Source organism: Mucilaginibacter sp. CAU 1740 (genome assembly GCF_039839285.1).
In the GTDB taxonomy this organism is placed as follows: Bacteria; Bacteroidota; Bacteroidia; order Sphingobacteriales; family Sphingobacteriaceae; genus Mucilaginibacter.
The window spans coordinates 79367-100231 of the sequence record NZ_JBDOQS010000011.1 but is presented as its reverse complement, the minus strand read 5'-3'; the positions used below and the strand labels follow the sequence as shown (position 1 = coordinate 100231).

The 20865-nt window shown below is 44.4% G+C and carries 18 protein-coding genes; 14 read left to right on the top strand and 4 right to left on the bottom strand.

Annotation, left to right across the window (positions count from 1 at the left end; genetic code table 11):
* Positions 1-121: 121 nt before the first annotated feature.
* The 9 genes from AAFN85_RS22270 to AAFN85_RS22230 all read left to right on the top strand — a co-directional run bounded on the left by AAFN85_RS22270 (position 122) and on the right by AAFN85_RS22230 (position 10995).
* Positions 122-2542, top strand: coding sequence for an ABC transporter permease (locus tag AAFN85_RS22270; protein WP_347529868.1), 2421 nt, complete (start codon positions 122-124; stop codon positions 2540-2542).
* A gap of 320 nt (positions 2543-2862) precedes the next feature.
* On the top strand, positions 2863-3195 hold the full coding sequence (locus AAFN85_RS22265) for an L-rhamnose mutarotase (protein WP_347529867.1): 333 nt from the start codon (positions 2863-2865) through the stop codon (positions 3193-3195).
* A 12-nt stretch (positions 3196-3207) separates the two neighbouring features.
* Positions 3208-4560 (top strand): alpha-L-fucosidase, encoded by a 1353-nt coding sequence (locus AAFN85_RS22260; protein WP_347529866.1) that lies wholly within the window; start codon positions 3208-3210, stop codon positions 4558-4560.
* A gap of 47 nt (positions 4561-4607) precedes the next feature.
* Positions 4608-6269: an altronate dehydratase family protein gene (locus AAFN85_RS22255; protein ID WP_347529865.1), complete on the top strand. Its 1662-nt coding sequence runs from the start codon at positions 4608-4610 to the stop codon at positions 6267-6269.
* A gap of 215 nt (positions 6270-6484) precedes the next feature.
* Complete coding sequence (locus AAFN85_RS22250; RefSeq protein ID WP_347529864.1) at positions 6485-7249, top strand: SDR family oxidoreductase; 765 nt, start codon at positions 6485-6487, stop codon at positions 7247-7249.
* 13 nt (positions 7250-7262) lie between these two features.
* Positions 7263-8552 (top strand): alpha-L-fucosidase, encoded by a 1290-nt coding sequence (locus AAFN85_RS22245; RefSeq protein WP_347529863.1) that lies wholly within the window; start codon positions 7263-7265, stop codon positions 8550-8552.
* A 10-nt stretch (positions 8553-8562) separates the two neighbouring features.
* Positions 8563-9414, top strand: a complete 852-nt coding sequence (locus AAFN85_RS22240) for a fumarylacetoacetate hydrolase family protein (protein ID WP_347529862.1) — start codon at positions 8563-8565, stop codon at positions 9412-9414.
* Positions 9401-10231, top strand: a complete 831-nt coding sequence (locus tag AAFN85_RS22235; protein ID WP_347529860.1) for an amidohydrolase family protein — start codon at positions 9401-9403, stop codon at positions 10229-10231. Before AAFN85_RS22240 ends, AAFN85_RS22235 begins: the two co-directional genes overlap by 14 nt.
* A gap of 557 nt (positions 10232-10788) precedes the next feature.
* Positions 10789-10995: a hypothetical protein gene (locus tag AAFN85_RS22230; RefSeq protein WP_347529859.1), complete on the top strand. Its 207-nt coding sequence runs from the start codon at positions 10789-10791 to the stop codon at positions 10993-10995.
* 96 nt (positions 10996-11091) lie between these two features.
* Here AAFN85_RS22230 and AAFN85_RS22225 read toward each other — a convergent pair whose 3' ends face one another.
* Positions 11092-11589, bottom strand: coding sequence for a DinB family protein (locus AAFN85_RS22225; RefSeq protein ID WP_347529858.1), 498 nt, complete (start codon positions 11587-11589; stop codon positions 11092-11094).
* Between the two features lie 607 nt (positions 11590-12196).
* Here AAFN85_RS22225 and AAFN85_RS22220 point away from each other — a divergent pair.
* From AAFN85_RS22220 to AAFN85_RS22205, 4 genes are all read left to right on the top strand, one after another.
* Positions 12197-12994, top strand: a complete 798-nt coding sequence (locus tag AAFN85_RS22220; protein ID WP_347529857.1) for a HipA family kinase — start codon at positions 12197-12199, stop codon at positions 12992-12994.
* The gene (locus tag AAFN85_RS22215; RefSeq protein ID WP_347529856.1) at positions 12981-13355 is read left to right on the top strand and encodes a DUF3037 domain-containing protein; all 375 of its coding nucleotides are present in this window, start codon (positions 12981-12983) and stop codon (positions 13353-13355) included. The genes AAFN85_RS22220 and AAFN85_RS22215 overlap by 14 nt, the downstream gene beginning before the upstream one ends.
* 106 nt (positions 13356-13461) lie before the next feature.
* Positions 13462-14214, top strand: coding sequence for a hypothetical protein (locus tag AAFN85_RS22210; protein WP_347529854.1), 753 nt, complete (start codon positions 13462-13464; stop codon positions 14212-14214).
* Positions 14215-14342: 128 nt separating this feature from the next.
* Positions 14343-15179: a ThuA domain-containing protein gene (locus AAFN85_RS22205; protein ID WP_347529852.1), complete on the top strand. Its 837-nt coding sequence runs from the start codon at positions 14343-14345 to the stop codon at positions 15177-15179.
* A 358-nt stretch (positions 15180-15537) separates the two neighbouring features.
* Here AAFN85_RS22205 and AAFN85_RS22200 read toward each other — a convergent pair whose 3' ends face one another.
* Positions 15538-16467, bottom strand: coding sequence for a sugar phosphate isomerase/epimerase family protein (locus AAFN85_RS22200; RefSeq protein WP_347529851.1), 930 nt, complete (start codon positions 16465-16467; stop codon positions 15538-15540).
* Between the two features lie 86 nt (positions 16468-16553).
* On the opposite strand from AAFN85_RS22200, the gene AAFN85_RS22195 reads away from it, so the two are divergent.
* A complete protein-coding gene (locus AAFN85_RS22195; RefSeq protein WP_347529850.1) occupies positions 16554-17687 on the top strand; it encodes a glycosyltransferase family 2 protein in 1134 nt (377 codons plus the stop codon).
* Positions 17688-18031: 344 nt separating this feature from the next.
* Here AAFN85_RS22195 and AAFN85_RS22190 read toward each other — a convergent pair whose 3' ends face one another.
* Both AAFN85_RS22190 and AAFN85_RS22185 read right to left on the bottom strand, forming a co-directional pair.
* Positions 18032-18520, bottom strand: a complete 489-nt coding sequence (locus tag AAFN85_RS22190) for a hypothetical protein (RefSeq protein ID WP_347529849.1) — start codon at positions 18518-18520, stop codon at positions 18032-18034.
* A 32-nt stretch (positions 18521-18552) separates the two neighbouring features.
* Positions 18553-20754, bottom strand: a complete 2202-nt coding sequence (locus tag AAFN85_RS22185; protein ID WP_347529847.1) for a penicillin acylase family protein — start codon at positions 20752-20754, stop codon at positions 18553-18555.
* Between the last annotated feature and the right edge of the window lie 111 nt (positions 20755-20865).

The following is a 20865-nucleotide window of genomic DNA, read 5'->3' as shown; positions in this document are numbered from 1 at the left end:
AGACAATAAACCTACAAATCCCCCAAAATCCCGGTTCAGACAGCCCTCCGCCAACCAAATTCCACATATTCTGAGGATTGTTTAATTCTGATCCCTATATTGTAAATCTCAACCCTACAATATGATCCGCAACATCCTGCTTGTTACCTGGCGCAATCTTGTTAAAAATAAAACTTACACTTTTATCAATATAACCGGGCTTGCTTTGGGTCTGGCGGCGTTCATCCTGATATTCGCCTACGTAAACTTCGAAAAAAGCTACGATCGGATGCACCCCGATGCTGCCAACATTTATAGGGTTGAAAGTCAGTTTTACCGCGGTGATAACCTGAGCGACAGCTGGCCAACCAGCACCAACGGGTACGCCACCGCCATGAAGGCCAATTTCCCCGAAATTGAATCATTTGCACGGATAGACTGGCATAACGCCGAACGGGTAGTAAAATACAACAACATCAAATTTAGAGAGGAGCATGTTTGCTTTGCAGATAGTAACTTCTTTAACTTTTTCGCATACCCTATGCTTAGCGGCGATAAACTAACCGCGCTTAATGAAGTTAATTCGATAGTGATCTCGCAATCAGCAGCTAAAAAGTATTTTGGCAACGATGAACCGATGGGCAAATACCTGGATATTACTACCCTGAGCGATAGTTATCATTGCATGGTGACCGGCGTGTTTAAAGATGTGCCCGCCAACTCAACCATGCAGTTCAATTTCCTGGTATCATGGGCAACCATACCTAAGTTCGAAAAAGATTTTTGGTACCTGCATGAAAGCTACACGTTTGTAAAACTGAAACCACATGCCAGTCCGGCTACGGTAGAGGCTAAATTTCCCGCCCTGGCAGAGCGGTATAAAACCGGACCTTCACTAAAAGACCTGAAGTGGACCATTAAGCTTGTTCCGCTTGCCGATATCCATCTTAACCCTGCTAAATCCAACGAAATTGAGGTAAAAGGCAACCGTTTCGCTGTAGATTTTCTGAGTATCATTGCCTATGTCATCCTGTTAATTGCCTGTATTAATTATATCAATCTGGCTACAACCAAATCGGTAGATAGGGCGCGTGAAGTCGGCATTCGTAAGGTAAGCGGCGCGCATGCACCTCAACTAATCATGCAGTTTCTTACCGAATCGGTTATTATTAACCTCGCCGCCCTTTTAGTAGCGGTGGTTTTAGTGTTAGCAGGCCGTTATGGTTTGATGAACTATTTATATGGCGAGGGAGCATATAGTCTTTTGTTTGATAGTGCTTTATATATTAAGATCGCCGCAGTTTTTGTTGGGAGCATCCTGCTTTCGGGCATTTACCCGGCAACTGTGCTGGCCCGCATGAAACCGATAGCTGTATTGAAAGGCCGTTTCGCGTTTTCAAAAAGCGGGGTACTGTTGCGCCGCGGGATGGTGGCTTTCCAGTTTATGGCTTCGGTTTTATTGATTGCAGGAACCTTCGCGGTTTACAGGCAAATAGTTTACATGAACAGTCAAAGCACAGGCGTAAACATTGATCAAACCATTGTGCTGAAAATGCCGGTAAACACGCCAAATTATAACCAGGCAACTGCAAGTTTTAAAACTACACTTCAGGCTTTTGCGGGTGTTAAGGCTGTTACATTCTCAGGCGCTATACCCGGCAAGGAAGTAGGAAAAAACTTAGCCGACAGACGCTTTGGCGCGCCAAAATCTGAAGAACGAACTTACGAAATGCTCCGAGCCGATCATGATTTTATCCCAACTTATGGACTGCAGGTGATAGCAGGCAGGGCTTTTGATAGAAGTCGCCTGGCAGATTCTGTTGGTTTGGTGATGAACGAGGCCGCTGTAAAACAGTTCGGCTTTGCCTCGCCGCAAGATGCCATAGGTAAAAAAGTATGGATCGAAACGTTAGAGAAAGAACCTAACGAGATCATCGGCGTGGTGAAAGATTATCACCAACAATCGCTTCAAAAAAACTACACCCCGGTAATCCTGTTCATGGATCCTAAACTACCTTGGATCCCGGCCGATTATATCTCTGTAAAAGTAAACGGCGGCAACATGCGCCAGATGGTTGATAATATCAAAGCAAGCTGGAACAATACTTTCCCCGAATCATCATTCGATTTCTTTTTTCTGGATGATTTTTATAACCGCCAGTATGCGCAGGATACGCAGTTTGGTCATGTATTTACGCTGTTTGCATCGCTGGCCATTTTTATCGCCTGCATAGGTTTGTTTGGCCTAACCGCTTACTCAGCTGCCCGCCGTACCAAAGAGATAGGCGTGCGGAAAGTACTCGGCGCATCAGTACAAAACATCATCTCGCTGTTAACCTGGGAAGTGGTGAAACTTATCTTCATCTCGAGCCTGGTAGCCATTCCGCTGGCTTATATTTTTATTAACCAATGGCTTAATGGTTATGCCTTCAGGGTGCAACTTACCTGGTGGCAGTTTGTATTGCCGGTTTTCGCGCTGGTTACCATCGCTATGATCACTACGTTTTATCTTACTTTCAGAGCGGCACTGGCCAACCCAACGAGTTCGTTGAGGAATGAATGAAGCATGATTTTGTCTGAACTCGAATTGGGGGGAATTATAGAAATCTATCGAATTTTCTTAGCATTCTGTCAATTCGCTTAATTCCTTAAAATTCGAGTTCAGACAAATCAGCGGAATCAACGTAATCAAAAAAATCAACGGCCAAAATCGGTGTAATCAGAAATCAATCGGTGTAATCCCAAAAGCAAAAATCAACGCAATCGTTTCCGCCAGTAATCTATGCCAAAATAGCTGAACGTTTTAGCCAATTTTTGATAACTATTTAACCTTAAACCTTATTTCTTTGTAATACCGATATAAACTTTTTTGAGAGCTATTCTATGAGCCAACGATACTGTTTAACCCTCGACTTGAAAGACGACGCGGCCCTGATTGCCGAATACGAAAAATACCACGAAAGCATCTGGCCCGAAATTCACGATAGTATTAAAGCCAAGGGGATCATCAACATGGAAATTTATCGTTTTGATACCCGCATGTTCATGATCATGGAAGTAAACGATGGTTTTAGCTTTGAGAGATCGGCAGCTATGGATGCCGCTAATCCGAAGGTACAGGAATGGGAAGATTTGATGTGGGGCTACCAATTGCCGGTTAAAAATGCTCCCGCGGGTGCAAAATGGGTGTTAATGAATAAAGTATTCACCTTATAAACCAAGATAAAGATGCTTAGAAAAATACAACTACTCGCGATATTTGTATTGCTGATGGCCCCATCAGTTTTCGCGCAAAAAATGATCGGCACCGAAACCGACGCCCAAAAAGATAAACGCATGGAATGGTGGAAGGACGACCGCTTTGGCATGTTCATTCACTGGGGACTATACTCGCAGGCAGCCCGCCACGAGTGGGTAAAAAACCATGAGCACATCACCAACGATGTTTACCAAAAATACTTCGACCAGTTTAACCCCGATCAATTCGAACCGCAAAAATGGGCTAAAGAAGCTAAAGCGGCTGGTATGAAATACGCTGTGTTGACCACTAAACACCACGAAGGTTTTTGCCTGTTCGATTCAAAATATACCGATTACAAAGCCCCTAACACCAAAGCCAAACGCGATTTGGTACGCGAGTATGTGAACGCGTTCCGTTCGCAAGGCTTAAAGGTTGGTTTTTATTATTCATTGTTAGATTGGCACCATCCCGATTATCTGATCGACGATTATCACCCGCAATCACCTGCTGATAAAAGCGACGCCAGCTACGCCAAACTGAACAAAGGCCGCGACATGGCAAAATACCGCCAGTACATGCGTAACCAGATCACCGAGTTGTTAACCAATTATGGTAAGATCGATATCCTTTGGTTAGATTTTTCATTCCCGAACAAAAACGGCCATGGCAAAACCAAGGATGACTGGGGTGCTGTTGAACTGGTAAAACTGATCAGAAAATTGCAGCCGGGCATTATCATTGATAACCGCCTGAACTTAGAAGAATATAAAGACGGTGCCGACTTTGAAACACCAGAACAGGTAAGCACCGAAGAACTGGCCAAATACCGCGGCAAAACCTGGGAAACCTGCCAAACTTTTTCTGGATCATGGGGATACTACCGCGATGAAAACACCTGGAAAACCCACCGCCAACTGCTCGATCTATTAATTACAGCTACAAGCAACGGGGGCAACCTGATCCTGAATGTTGGCCCTACTGCCCGCGGCGAATTTGATTACCGTGCTAACCGTGCTTTGGATAGCCTGGCTTATTGGATGCATGCCAACAGCAAATCCATATACGATTGCACTTTCGCACCGGATACTTATAAAGTACCTGAAGGAAGTAAATTAACTTACAACAAAGCCGCGGGTAAACTGTATGTACAATTATTCAGCTATCCGCAAGGGAAACTGATATTGCCAGGCTATAAAGGCAAAATTAAATACGCCCAGTTTTTGAACGATAGTTCGGAGTTGTTATATAAAGAAGGTAACGGCGACGATCTGGAACTGACTTTGCCAACGCAGAAACCGCCGTACGAAATTCCGGTAATTGAACTTACGCTTCAGCAATAAGCAAAAAAATATTGTCCTTGCTAAAAAAGGACCGATCATAAAAACGAATGTCAACACAAAAAGAAACATATTTAAGGATCCATCCGCATGATAACGTACTGGTGGCCCTGCAAGATCTGGAGCAGGGAACAGTTATCACGTTTGAGGGACAAACTTTTGCACTGGTAAATAAAGTAGCCGCGAAACACAAATTCGCTATCAATGAACTCCCGGTAGATAAAGAAATTTACATGTACGGCGTATTGGTAGGCAAAGCCTCTTCGGTTATTCCGCAAGGTGGTTTGCTCACTACCGAAAACGTGTACCATGCTGCCGATGGCTTCCGCCTTGGTGAACGTAAATTGGACTGGCATAAACCCGATACTAATAGTTTTGATGGCAAAACCTTTATGGGTTATCACCGCGAAGATGGTTCGGTAGGTACGGCCAATTATTGGGTTGTAGTTCCGCTTGTTTTTTGCGAGAACAGAAACATTAACGTGCTAAAAGAAGCGTTAGTTGATAAACTGGGCTACAAAAAGGCCAAAAGCTATGAAGGCGATGTTGAGCAACTGATGGAACTTTACCAGGCCGGTAAATCGGTAGAGGAAATTCTGAATGCAGATATCAACCCATCCGAAGATAAACCAAACTCAAAACGCCTGTTCAAAAATATCGACGGCATCAAATTCCTGAACCATAGTTTAGGTTGCGGCGGCACCCGCGAAGATTCGGACGCACTTTGTGGTTTGATTGCCGGGTACATCACCCACCCTAACGTAGCAGGCGCTACCGTACTAAGCTTAGGTTGCCAGCACGCGCAGGTAAGCATTTTGCAGGCCGAGATCGCTAAACGTGATGCTAATTTCAATAAACCATTGGTAGTATTAGAGCAGCAGAAAGTAGGCACCGAAAGCGAATTATTAAAACAAGCTTTAAAGCAAACCTTCGCCGGTTTAGTAAAAGCGAATGAAACAAGTCGCCAACCAGCTCCCCTATCCAAACTATGTATTGGTTTGGAATGTGGTGGTTCGGATGGTTTTTCTGGTATTTCGGCTAACCCGGCATTAGGCTATGTATCCGATTTACTGGTTACCATGGGCGGCTCGGTTATCCTTGCCGAGTTCCCTGAGCTTTGCGGCGTTGAACAGGAACTAAGCGACCGTTGTGTTGACATAGATACCGCCAACCGTTTCATGCACCTCATGACTACTTATAATGCCCGTGCCGAGGCAGATGGTTCCGGTTTTTACGCCAACCCATCACCAGGCAATATCCGCGATGGTTTGATCACCGATGCTATTAAATCGGCCGGGGCGGCAAAAAAAGGCGGATCATCGCCGGTAACTGCCGTGTTGGATTATCCTGAAAAAGTGACCAAACCAGGCTTAAATCTGCTCTGCACACCGGGCAGCGATGTGGAAAGTACTACTGCCGAGGTTGGTTCAGGTGCTAATATCGTTTTATTTACCACCGGTTTAGGTACGCCTACGGGTAACCCTATCACCCCGGTTATCAAACTATCAACCAATACGGCCATGTTTCAGCGCATGCCTGATATTATAGATATCAACTGCGGAACCATCATTGAAGGCTCTGAAACTATTCAGCAAGCCGGTGAGCGTATCCTGGACTATGTAATACAGGTAGCCAGCGGTGAAGCGGAACCAAAATCGGTAAAGCTGGGGCAGGATGATTTTATTCCGTGGAAAAGAGGGGTATCGTTGTAAAACTTAAAATACAAACAAGGGCCTGTGCGATTCCCTTCCTTGGGAGGGTGTAGGGAGGGGTTCGCCGATATGCTTATTCAGTAAGCATGGCGCATAAACCCCTCCCTGCCACCGCACAATCCAGCCGCACCCCTCCCGAGGGAGGGAATTGAAAAAGCTGTTGGTGACAACACCAACAACGGCGTTGAGAGAAATAGCAAAAAACAGAAACTAACATGTTCAAACTAACCAATAAATCAGTAATCATAACCGGCGGCGGCAGCGGCATAGGCAAAGCCATGGCCGTACTATTTGCTCAGCAAGGTGCAGAAGTACACATCATCGAATTAAACGATCAGGCGGCAGCCGATACCGTTAACGAAATCACCGTGGCAGGCGGCAAAGCTACCGGTTACGCCTGCGATGTAAGCAACCAGCAACAGGTGGTAGATACTTTTGCTAAAGTTGGCAAAATTGATATCCTGATCAACAACGCCGGCATAGCGCACATCGGCAGGGCTGATAATACCAGTACCGAGGATTTTGAAAAAGTATTCAACGTGAACGTGAAAGGCGCTTACAATTGCCTTTACGCGGCTATCCCCGCATTGAAAAACAACGGCGGCGGTGTTATACTAAACACAGCCTCGATAGCGGCCAGCGTAGGTATCACCGACAGGTTTGCTTACTCAATGAGCAAGGGCGCTATCCACGCCATGACCTTATCTGTGGCGCGCGATTATATTAATGAGAATATCCGCTGTAACTGCATCTCGCCGGCGAGGGTGCATACGCCTTTTGTAGATGGGTTCATTGCCAAAAATTATGCAGGCCGCGAAGAAGAGATCTTCCAAAAGTTATCAAAAAGCCAACCAATAGGCCGTATGGGTAAACCGGAAGAAGTTGCGGCTTTAGCGCTTTACTTATGTTCGGACGAGGCCGGTTTCATTACCGGTACTGATTATCCTATTGATGGTGGATTCATCACCCTGAACAACTAAACAACGATTTGATATGATCAAAAAGCTATTATTAATGGGTATGCTGCTGGGCGCTGTAAGTGCCGGCGCTCAAACCTACACGCCAACGGCCGAAAACCTGGCCTCGAGGAAAACCTTCCAGGACATGAAGTTCGGTTTGTTTATTCATTGGGGCATTTACAGTGAGCTTGGTGCGGGCGAGTGGGTAATGAACGAAAAGCATATCCCTTATGATAGCTATAAACGTCTGGCCGATTTCTTTAATCCGCAGGCTTTTAACGCGCACGATTGGGTGATGTTTGCCAAAAAAGCAGGCATGAAGTATATCACCATTACCTCGCGCCATCATGATGGTTTCAGCATGTTTGGCACCAAAGCATCGCCTTATAATATTGTTGATGCCACACCCTACCACCGCGACCCGTTAATGGAACTGGCGCAGGAATGCGTTAAAGAAGGCATCGAACTGCATTTTTATTATTCGCTGTTGGATTGGGGCAGGAAAGATTATGCTTATGGCAGCCCGATAGTTGATGGCAAACCTGTAAACGGCGACTGGGATAGCTATATCAATTTCATGAAAGCCCAGCTTACCGAACTCATTACCAAATATCCGGGTATAAAAGGCATCTGGTTTGATGGTCATTGGGAGCGCGACGTAAACTGGCATTATGATGAAATTTATAGCCTGATCCATAAACTAAACCCTGCCATCCTCATCGGCAATAACCACCATCTCGAGCCAAAAGAAGGCGAAGATTTTCAGGCATTTGAAAAAGACCTGCCAGGAGCTAATACCACCGGTTTCAGCGGTAAATCAAAAATAGGCACCCTACCCCTCGAAACCTGCGAAACCATCAATAACAGCTGGGGTTTTAACATAACCGATCACAGCTTTAAATCATCAAAACGTATTATCCAATACCTGGTAAATGCTGCTGGTTTAAATGCCAACTTCCTCCTCAATATCGGCCCCATGCCAAACGGTAAGATCCAACCCGAGTTTACGGATACTTTGGCTATTGTAGGTGCCTGGGTACAAAAAAATGGTGAAGCCATTTATGGTACAAGAGGTAGTGTTATCCCAGCACAACCCTGGGGGACTATCACCCAAAAAGATAAAAACCTGTATGTACACTTGATGACACCACCACAACAGCCATATATCTTTATTCCGCAGTTAAAAGGCAAAGTAGCTAAGGCTGCTTTATTGGCCGATGGCAGCGCGGTAAAATTTAAACAACAAACCGAGGGCGTGTTTGTATATCTAAACGGTATTGCAACCGACCCTAACGATACTATTATTAAACTGACAACTAACTAATACCCATAAAATGAAATTAATACGCTTTGGCGAACCAGGTAAAGAGAAACCGGGAGTTATCCTGAACGATAAAAAATACGATGTATCTGCCTTTGGCGAAGATTATACCGAACAGTTTTTTGAAACCGACGGCCTTAACCGTCTTTCAGCCTTTGTACAGGATAACCTGCTGCCCGAAGTTGCTGATGATGTGCGCTTAGGCAGCCCGATCGCTCGTCCGTCAAAACTAGTTTGCATCGGTTTAAACTATGCCGATCATGCTAAGGAAACCAATGCACCGCTCCCACCCGAGCCGGTTATCTTCATGAAATCAACTACTGCTATTGTTGGTCCGTTTGATGATATCATGATCCCTAAAAACTCGGTAAAAACCGACTGGGAAGTGGAACTTGCCGTGGTTATCGGCAAAAAAGCATCATATGTAGAAGAAGCCGAAGCGATGGATTACGTTGCCGGTTACGTATTGCATAATGACGTGAGCGAGCGCGAGTTTCAACTGGAGCGTAATGGTACCTGGGATAAAGGTAAAGGTTGCGACACCTTCGCACCGCTTGGTCCGTTTTTGGCTACACCTGATGAAATTGCCGATCCGCATAACCTACGCCTTTGGCTTAAAGTTAATGGCGAAACCATGCAGGATGGCACTACATCAAACTTCATATTCAACCTGCCGCACCTCATTTCATACACCAGCCAATTCATGACGTTGTTGCCCGGCGATATCATCTCGACAGGTACGCCTGCCGGTGTTGGTTTAGGCATGAAACCGCCTATCTATTTAAAAGCGGGCGATGTGGTTGAGTTAGGTATCGAAGGCCTTGGCGAATCGAAACAAAACGTAATAGCGTATGCTAAAAATTGATGCGCATCAGCATTTCTGGCAATACAACCCAGTAAGGGACAGCTGGATCACTGAAGATATGCAGGTAATAGGTCGGGATTTTTATCCGGAAGACCTGTTACCTGTATTACAGCAACACGGCGTGGATGGCTGTGTTGCCGTTCAGGCCGATCAATCGGAAAAAGAAACTGATTTTTTGCTCGATCTGGCTTCCGTGAACCCTTTTATCAAAGGCGTAGTAGGCTGGATAGACCTGAAAGCTGATGACCTGGAAGATAGGCTGCATCATTTTAAAAAATACGAAAAGCTGAAAGGCTTCCGCCATATATTACAGGCAGAACCCGATGAGCAATACATGCTCTCCCCTGCTTTTAAAAAAGGGATAGCCACTTTAGGTAATCATGGATATACATACGATATCCTGATCTTCCCAAATCACCTGCCATATGCTGCCCAATTAGTAGCCGAATTTCCTGAGCAGAAATTCGTGCTTGATCATATGGCCAAACCCTACATTAAAGCAGGTAAAATTGAAGGATGGAAACAGGATATTGAAAAACTGGCCGCCTACACCAACGTGTATTGCAAAGTATCGGCCCTGCTTACCGAAGCTGATTGGCACAATACCCCGGCAGCTGATTTTATCCCTTATATCGATATTGTGTTCAACGCTTTCGGTATTAACCGCGTAATGTTCGGCTCGGATTGGCCGGTATGCTTGCTGGCCGGTGGTTATGAGAAAACAATGGAGGTGATGGGACTTTATGCCGAAAGATTATCCGTTGCTGAAAAGGAATTATTGTTTGGTGGGAACGCGGTGGCGTTTTATAATTTATAAAACCATGCTCTCCCCCGCGGTCGTGTCTCCACGACCGCCTTTAACTTAGTTATAAAAGCCGTCATTGCGAGGCACGAAGCAATCGCACGGAGGCAGGGCTGCCCTGTATAGTTCGCGATTGCTTCGTACCTCGCAATGACGATGCGGTAATACTGGTCATAAATCCATCTATTGTCTTCAAAAATAGCCGCTCAAAAAATATATTTTTCAACATTTTCCACCCTAAAATCCGCGGCCCTTACCATTCCCTCTCGTCAAAAAACGATACTTCGCCACTGTACTGAAATCAATAAAGTGTACTGTATATTATTTATTTCAAAACCACAAGGCGTTTAAACATCAAAGTGATTAATAAACCTATTACTTTATTGTAAACCAACTAAATAACACAGCTTGTGTAATATTTACACAATAAATAACGTCAAATAAAAATATGGCACACAATTAGCTATATGCGCGTAATGATTAGTATATTATAACACCAAAAGAGTAAACCAATTTTCTCTAAATAACGTTATATAGGTACCAATCAGACTTAAATTTTTATGTTAGATGTTATGTACACAACCCTATTACAAGTTGTAGTCCTGCTTGCGGTTTTCGTTTTGCCAATGTTCATCTTCGGCAAAAGGATCAGGAACAAAAAAGTAAAGACCGTAAATTACAAAATAGATACCGACACCTCCGAGGCCCGATATGCTATTAACGAAAATGGTTTCCTGGAAGAAATTAACACAGGTAAGCTGTCAAAGCACCGTGGATAGTGCTAAACACACAAAAGCCAGGCCCGCTAATGCCTGCCCGGCTTTTGTGTGTTTTAATTATTCATAAGGTAAAGGTAGGGTAATGTCCTTATCACATTAAAGTCCTAAATCATCAGCACTTGGGCCGTAGCTTCCCGGAATAGGAATGTCCAGTAGCCTCAGGTACACACCCAACTGTGCGCGGTGGTGCACAATCTGGCAGTAGGTCATCCTGATCACTTCCAGCTTAGTGCGTTGCGTAAGGATCTGCTCGCCGTTGCGCAAAGTCCAGATCTCATCAAAAGTATTTACATCAGCCTTTTGCAGGTTGGCGTAACTATCCGCTAACGAATCTTCAAAAAACTTTAATAACTCGGCAGTATTGGCAATTTTTTTTGGCGCGTAAGGCGAGGTGGCAAAATCCAATTCGTCGGTATGCAGGGCGAGGGGAACCCAGGTAGGCAGTTCGGCAATGTGACTTGATAACTGCTCAATGGTCATGCTTTTGGGGTGGGGTTTCCACTGGTATTTATCGTCAGGAATGCGGCTCAGCATTTTTTCGGTGGTTTGAGCCTCTTGTTCCATCTCTTTCAATAACGATTTCAAAGTATCCATAATGTTGTGTTTGTTTTATGATGTAAAGTAACGACGGGGTAATGACAACCCTATGTCAGTAGGTACCGTTGATTTGAAAAAAATGATTTCGTTGATTTTGTCTGAACCGGGATTTTGGAGATTTGAGGATTTATAGGATTTCTCTTGGATAGCGAAATGATTGTTTAAAGTATTGATCTTCTCCGTCAGCAGAAAAGTTTCGGGCGAAAATGGGTAAAACGATGTGGGCGGTGCGGCTGCAGGGGCATAGCTACTTTTTGCAGCAGGGCGGGGCAAGCGCGAGTGAAACAGGGGCAAAATTTAGCAGCCCCTGGTTTTACCCATTTTGCAGGGAAGGCAAGCAGTGGCCAAGAGCGGAGGCCAGCGCGGCAAAGAAACCTCTCTGCTGACTTGATTTTTTGGTTACTTTTGTATCAAGACAAAAGTAACAGCCTCCGCGGCAATTGAGCGGCGAATGTAAGTCGGATAACACAAAAGCTTAGCATTAGTAGTATGGCGTTCCCGTTCATTCTACACAGACATTATCCGTTAGCTAAAGGACGGTATCCGCTGCAATCCCTAACGCAAAACAAGCGTTAGCAAGTAACTTTCGTCGCAACAAAAAACTATGAACTACACACCACCACAGCTTCGCACTGTAAACGTAACCCGTTACGTAACGCCCCTGCGCGAAGGCGGCTCGTTACCCGCTATTGCCGAGGCCGACGATGGCTTTTTATATGTACTCAAATTCCGAGGCGCAGGCCAGGGCGTAAAAGCTTTAATTGCCGAACTGATAGGCGGCGAAATAGCGCGCCTGCTCGGCTTTAAAGTACCCGAACTGGTTTTCGCTAACCTCGATGAAGCCTTCGGTCGCTCCGAAGCTGACGAAGAGATCCAGGATTTATTGAAATTTAGCGAAGGGCTTAACCTGGCGCTACACTATTTATCTGGAGCTATCACGTTTGATCCGGCGGTTACCATTGTTGATGCCAAACTGGCCTCGCAGATAGTATGGTTTGATTGCCTGCTTACCAATGTTGACCGTACGGCCCGTAATACCAATATGCTTATCTGGCATAAAGAACTTTGGATGATAGATAACGGTGCCGCGCTGTATTTCCACCACTCATGGAATAACTGGCAAGAGATGGCAACCCGTCCGTTTGCACAGGTGAAAGATCATGTTCTATTAGCAAGGGCTACCCGACTGGATGCTGTTGATACCGAATTTAAAGCCATCCTAACCCCCGAAAAGATCCACGATATTGTAGCCTTGATCCCCGACGATTGGATCACCTACCGCGATTTTGAAGAAACACCCGACGAAGTCCGCAACATTTACGCCGAGTTTATCATAACCCGGTTGGCCGCTTCTGAAGTATTTGTTACAGCCGCAAAACAAGCCCTATATGCAGGTATTTGAGTACGCCGTTATCCGCGTTGTACCGAGGGTAGAGCGCGAAGAGTTTATCAACATCGGGGTGATAGTATTCTGTGCCAAACAAAAGTTTTTAAAAGTATTATTCAGCCTTGATAACAAGCGCTTGGCGGGCTTCTGCGGCGACCTTGATCTGGATTGCCTGAAGGATAATGTCAATTCGCTGGAGCGGATCTGCAATGGCGAAAAAGACGCCGGGCCGATAGCACAGCTTGATCAGCCGTCGCGGTTTCGCTGGCTTACCGCTACAAGGAGCACAGTGGTGCAGGCTTCAAAGGTGCATCCGGGGATGACGGCTGATGCGGAGGCTACTTTGAACAGGTTGTTTGAGCAGATGGTATTGTGATGATAATGACTGCCCGCTTCCAAACGGGCAGTTTGTTGAATAATAAAAGAAAGCAGAGTTCGTTTTTGACGAATACGCAAACGAGGTATTTATAAGCATTCAAGCAATGAAACCGACAACCTTATTATCAATAATCTTCGTTGTAATTACATCATTAATATTAGCCTCCTGCTCTAAAAGTTTCGAGTCCAAAACTTATGCAGCTATAAGCGCGGCAAAAAAGAGATTTCCTAATTTGGTTATTTTTGATGGAAAGGAATATGAATTAGTTAGATGCTTAAACATACCGAACCCTCAAGTCAAGATTCAGCTCTTTCGGCCGACGAAATCTCCAGACAGGTTACAACAGATGCTTGTTATATCCAACGGCAATAATCAATTTTATTCAATACCTGTTCCCTCCGCAAGATTTAAAAGCTATTGGAATTTTGTTTACGATACCGATTCTGATAAAGTGAACAAGGCCTCAGCCACTTTCGAAACCGAATTCAACAAAGCCTTAGATACTCTGAAATTAAATATTGACTACGACGGACCACAAGTATTGAATGAGCTTTTCGTATCCGTTTTACAAGCACGGGTAATTAATAAAACCGATTCGACAAATCTGACAATCAGCCATAATCACAAATTGAATTTTTCCGATTCTTGTCAAACGGTAGACCAACAAAATCATAAAGCAATAGCGAAGTCAGCTGTAGAAGATTCGATTAAATATTTTCAAAGAGGTAGCGTATTTCTCACAGATCAAAAGATCATCAATTACTCAATTGTGAAGCAAGGGAAAAAAATGTATTTTAAAATTGAAGTTTATAGGCAACCATGTATTATGGATATCGTTCCTCTATTTATTGATTAATATATCTTACCGCTTATCAGTTAATAATCCTTAATATCTCCCCCTACATTACCTCTCATCCCTTCATTTTCCCAACACCGTAAAATCAAATCCCTTAGTTTTATAACCGCAATTATAAACATACGGATATGATCATCAACCGAAATCTGATTAACAAGGGTCTGCTGTTAATAGCAATCCTTTTCACGGCGATAAACGCCAACGCCCAAAGCAAAAAGAAATTCAATGTAATAGCCTTTTACACCGGTCGGGCCGATCTCGCGCACATCAGCTTTATGCATGAAGCTAACCGCTGGTTTCCGAAAATGGCTGAGAAATATAATTTCACTTATGATAGTACCAACAACTGGGCTAATATGAACCCGGAGTTTTTGGCTAAATACCAGGTGGTGGTATTTTTAGATACCCGTGCCGATAACCCTGAACAACGCGCGGCTTTTGAGCAATATATGAAAAATGGCGGGGCATGGATGGGTTTTCACTTTTCGGCCTTCGCGCTTACGCCTTCGGCATTTCCGCAAAACTGGGATTGGTACCATAACGAGTTTTTGGGTTCGGGGCAGTATGTGAGCAATACATGGCACCCAACACCTGCTATATTAAGGGTTGAAGATGCTAAGCACCCGGTAACCAAAGGCCTGCCTAAAACTTTTAAAACCAACCCTAACGAATGGTACCGCTGGGAACATGACCTCCGCAAAAATCCGGATATCGATATCCTGTTGGCGGTCGATTCAACAAGCTTTCCGTTGGGTACCGGGCCAAAGCAATACGAGATCTGGCATAGTGGTTATTATCCTGTGGCCTGGACAAACAAAAAATACAAAATGGTTTACTTTAACATTGGCCATAATGATATGGACTATGATGGGGGCACTAACAAAGAGTTATCGCAAACTTTTGCCAATGCGGATGTGGATAAGCTGATCATCAATTCGTTGCTTTGGTTAGGACGAGGAAAGTAGAGATTCCCGATATGTCATTGAGTAAGTAAAAGCCGAGGTATCTGAAGGAGATATGATATTTGCGGGCGGGCCTGTCACTCTGAGCTTGTCGAAGAGTCGTGCGCAGAGGCCCTACCCACCATGCTTCGACAGGCTCAGCATTACCCCTATTTTAAACTTGTCATTGGTAGATACGAAGCAATCGCGAACTATACAGGGCGGATTTGCATAGCCGCTCGGCTTCTGTGCGATTGCTTCGTACCTCGCAATGACATATTTGTATCGAGTATTAGCGCCGATTTGATTCACTTAAATTGCTCCGCTAATTAAAGATCATGCTCGGCCAACCAACCTCTCAACGTCGTCAAATCCTTTTTCACTATCGCCGAAAACTCCTCCTGCTAATACTCAGCTTCCTGGCACCATCCTCTGCCCCACCCAGTGGGTATTCGCAATGCAGGCTAAGCGGGCCATTAATATTGTACTGCTTTAACAATGCGAAGTATTTTTTAAAATCCACCATCCCCTCACCCAACGGCACGCTTTTAACCTGCCATTTGCCGTCTTTTTTATCCCAATAAAAATCTTTTACACTGATAGTTTTGGAATAGGCTTTAAGCAAATCAAGCGTTACCGGCCAGGTGTCCGCGCCTTCGGTGGTGGCATGGCGAACATCGTACTGGCAACCGATATAGTTAGGATCAAGCCCTTCCAAAGCCAACCACAGATCCCACTGTGAAGCACCGAACAGATCACCGGAGTGGTTTTGATAGCCACCATGCGTACCATATTTTTTATTGATGGCTGCCAGTGCAGCCATTTGTTTATTGATGGCTTTGATGTTGGCCTGCACACCGATGTTTTTATCGTAATTGAACCAGGCGGTACGGTAGTATTTAATGCCTAACGAGGATGCCGCCTTCAAGATCGGTTGGGTGTCTTTCTCGTCGGCTGTTTTAATATTGGTTACTATCGAATATACTTTTAAACCGGCTTTCTCAACAGCGGCAACAGCTTTGGGCAGATCTTCCGTTACACGCTCGGGCTGTACATGACCATCGGGGCGCACGGTTAGGTCTATACCGTCAAAACCTAACTGTGCCGCTAAAGCGGCCATATCGGTGTAGTTTAACCAATGCAGGTGCTTGGAAAACAAGCTCACTTTTATCTTTTCGGTGGGCTTAGTACTGGAGTGAATGTTCTGTTCGGGTAATAATGATGTTTTCCCCAAAGCACTCAAACCAAAAGGTAAACCGGCAGCAGCCAAAGCAGTAGTTGCAATAAACTTTTTGCGACTGATATTTTCCATGAGGCATTAAAATTGGTAATGCAATATGCTATTTTTTGCTGTGATAATCCCTCATTTTTACCCACCTTTAACCAAACCTATTTATCATGATCCTTTTCTGGTACAGCGTGATAATTTTCATTGTCACCATAGCGCTAAACATTTACCTGCTTTTGGGTTTTAAACAAATTAAGCAGTTAAGCCGACTGCCATTGCAAGCCACACCTCCGCCCCTGGCCATCATCATAGCCATGCGAAACGAGGAAGAAGACCTTGAAAAAGCCCTGCAAAGCGTATGCAATATCAACTACCCCAATCACCGCGTCATTGTAGTAAACGACCGATCAACAGACCGCACGGGCGAACTACTGGAAACCTTCGCCCAGCGCTATCCGCAACTACAAGTAATAACGGTTACCGCTCTGCCCGACGGATGGCTTGGCAAAAACAACGCCTTGTATCAAGCCTACTTAAACAGCACAGAAGAGTGGATGCTTTTTGTTGATGCCGATATTGTTTTTCATCCCGATGCCATTAACAAAGCTGTGGGTTACGCGGTAAAGCAACAGCTGGATCATTTAACCCTATTACCTGAGTTAGTTTCCCGCTCGGCCATTTTAAACAGCGTATTTGCTACCCTAAGCATCATGCTAATGATCGATATGAAACCCTGGGAGGCTAAAAATCCGAGATCAAAAGCATCATCGGGCATCGGTGCTTTCAACCTGGTGAGACGTTCGGCTTATGAAAAGATGGGCACGCATGAAAGGATCAAATTAAGCCCGGTCGACGATTTGCAATTGGGCCGCATAATAAAAAAAGAAGGCATGCGTCAGGACGTATTAGCCGCCCATGGTTACGTTAGCCTGGAATGGTATAAAAACCTTCGCGAACTTACTAAAGGCATCCAGAAAAACTCGTTCGCTGTAGCTAATTATAGTGCAGCATTGGCGTTATACAACGTGATGAGCATGCTTATATCGGTGGCTTTACCTATGCCCCTCATGTTTATTTTTGGCACTACTACAATCCGCATTATGGCCGGCATTATGCTATTGCTGCATATTTTTTATATGACCATTGTACCGCCTAATAAATGGTGGTACGCTTTTATGATCCCTTTTTCGGCGGCATTTTTGGCCTGGAATTATTTAAAGGCATCCGTAATTACTTTGGTACAGGGAGGTATTTATTGGCGGGATAGTTTTTATTCGTTGAAGGAATTGAAATCGAACCGTTGATTTTTTCTGGGATTACACCGATTGAGGATTGATTACACGGTTTTTTTTGTGTCATTGGGTTTAATGATTACGGAATTTGCGTTAGCGATAGTAGCGGATACCGTCCTTTTGCCAACGGATAAGGCCTTGTGCTGTATGAGCGGATAGCGCGGACCGCAGGTAACGCCCTTATTAAGAGGAGAGTTACTAATGTACAGATAGCTATTGACTATGTAATCAAGATCCCGCCAATCCCAAAATCCTCAAGATCACGGTTCAGAAAAAATCAGCGAAATCAACGTAATCAAAAACCATCAACGGTCAAGATCGGTGTAATCAAAAAATAATCGGTGTAACCCCAAAAACTAATCAAACCCGAGGTACTCTTTCTGATGCACCTCTACCGAGCCGGAGATATTATCGTGATTAAGAAAGATAACTATATGAAAGAAGTCGTTATCAAAAAAGAAGATATCATTTTTGGCATCCGAGCCGTGGAGCTTTTGAGTGAGGCCCATATGCTTAGCTTGAGCAATTAAATTGAGAATGTGTTGCGATGTTGAGGTTGTATAAGTAACCGTACGTAGCATAGAGCCGCTTGGCAACCTGTCGCCTACACCTATTACAACGGTTTCTTCTTTATTATCAGGGCCAATTTTGTTAAGGTGCTCGATTGGTTTGCCGTCAATTTCCTGGATGTATTGTCTTTTAAACTTTTTACCTAAGGTGAGGTAATTATGCGCTTCGGCGTTTGATAGGTTAGCTACGTTGGCCAGATCGTTAACGGTTACGCTTTGCGCAAATGCCGCGACACCACAAAACAACAATAAGGTAATTAACAGGGCTCTTTTCATTTTTTAACTAACCAAATATAGTTTTTTGTTTACTATTTAAAATACTCGCCGGGATGATATGTATGTTGGGCGTGCTTCAGCACATCCCTTTTGTAAAACAGCACGTCTTTAAATTTACCGTCGATGATCCCTTGCGCCTGGTCGGTAAAGTTTTTTGATGTGGGATCAAACGAACTGCCGCCCGTTATGATGCTTTTGGCTTTTACCCGTGTACCAAATTCCACAACAGCGATAAAACTATTGCCCGAATATCCATAGCGCTTATTGGTATTAACGGTGCGACTTTGGAACGATGGCAGCTGCCCAAAGCCAGATCCGGTTAAACCAACAGGAATACTTGGCTTATTATCATCAAAGGTGATGCCATCGTCGGGCCGTTGGTAGCGGTTCATATCGCCCCACTCCACTTTCCAGGTACCGAAACGTTTTTTAAGGTCGACGAGCACATCATTTAAATACGCCAGTTGCTGTGCCCCACTTAAGGTTTTTACTAATGTTTGAAAACGACGGGTAATAAAAGTACTCTCCTGATCAGTTTGTGGCGGCGGCAGGGCTTTCATCATCAAGGTGCCCCATTCTATAGCTAATGCGCTGGCTACAGAGTGGATGGCTGTGCGCTTATCCCAATCCTGCAATATCTTTATGGGTTCGGCAAGGGTTTGCTTAACCGAATCGGGCGCATTACGATATGCGTTAAATAACGATGGTAGCAGATCATCAAAGGCGGCCAAATAATGATCATATCCCTTTGCAACCAGCTCATCCATCGAAAGCTGTTTTGCATCTTTCAGCAGTTTAATAGCGGTGATGGCCCGGTAATTCTCGCCATCGGGCGCCATATAAACAGGGTATTTGCTTTTATCCGGACTTGAAGCCCCCGAAGCCGTATAAGGCGTTGAGTTACAATTTTGGATCCATCCGCTGGTCGGATTTGTGATGGTAATGATCTCGCTTAATTTATGAACACCCTGCCATTCGGTAGCCGATGTACTGCCATCAACAGGCAAACTCCAATCGTACTTAGAGTTTCGTTTAGGGATGTAGTTGCCGTACCAAAAAATGGTATTCCCTTTATCATCAGCATAAACCGTACTGTTGGTAGCGTTTGATACCAGATTCATAGCTTTCTTATATTCGGCAAGGTTATTGGCTTTCGTGATCAGCCACGATTCTACCAAAGCGTTGTACGATCGGTTATTAGCCTTAAGGGCCAGCCATTTGCCATCTCTGCTTCCCAATACAGGGCCATGGTGAGTGTAATATCCAGTGATGGAGCGTTGCTCAAGCTTGTCGCCATTTTTTATGTTGAACGATAGCTTACGGGTGGTGACAGGTTTTAGCTTGCCATCGTATTCATAATACCATTTGCCATGTTTTTTGCTCACTTTTTCGGCGTACAGGTCGGCTACATCAGCATAGGCGCTGGTGTGCATCCAACCGCAATGCTGGTTAAATCCCTGGTAAATAAAAAACTGTCCCCAGGTAACAGCGCCATAAGTATTCAATCCCTCATCGCTTACCAACTGCACTTCGCTCCTAAAATAAAATGGCACATGCGGGTTTATATACAATAAAGCGTGCCCCGAAGCTGAGCGGGATGGCGCAATGGCAAAACCATTTGAACCGGTTTCCCGCTCGTTCACCATATCGTACATATCTTTCCGCGGACTGACCAAAGCCCCCAACTTTTCAGGATCGGTACTGTAAAAAGCTTTATTATCCGCCAGTTTAATGCCTCCCATTTCGGTAGCGGCCACACTGCCATCAGTAAACATAAGGGCGTACCATGGTTCAAAATGTTTAAATACTTTAGGCTTTACTTCGGGATGTTTATACAGGTAATAATTGATGCCATCGGCAAAGGCATCCAACAGCTTTCTGAACCATGGGGCGCTATTGCGGTAGTCTTTAATAGCGTCAGTACTATCGGCAATTAACTGTAATTGCACGTCGATATATAAATTGCTTTCACCATCAACTTCAGCCTGCTTACCCAGTTGATACAGGTAATTACGCTCGATGCCTTTAAAGTTATCCTCGCATTGGGTGTACATCAAACCGAAAACAACGGCCGCATCTGTTTTTCCATAAATGTGGGGAACTCCCCAATTATCCCTGATTATGGTTACTGATTTAGCCAACATTTCCGACCGTCTTATTGCCTGTTGGTTAATTTTTTGACCAAAAACAAAACCCGAAAGAAACATTAAACCAATACTCAAAATCGCTTTCATAGTAACAGGAATTTTACCGAACAAATTATTCATTAAACTGTATTAAAAACGGCCTTCTTTAAAGATTTTGAAGTAAATTTGCCTAATAATTCACAATAATTACAGCCCACC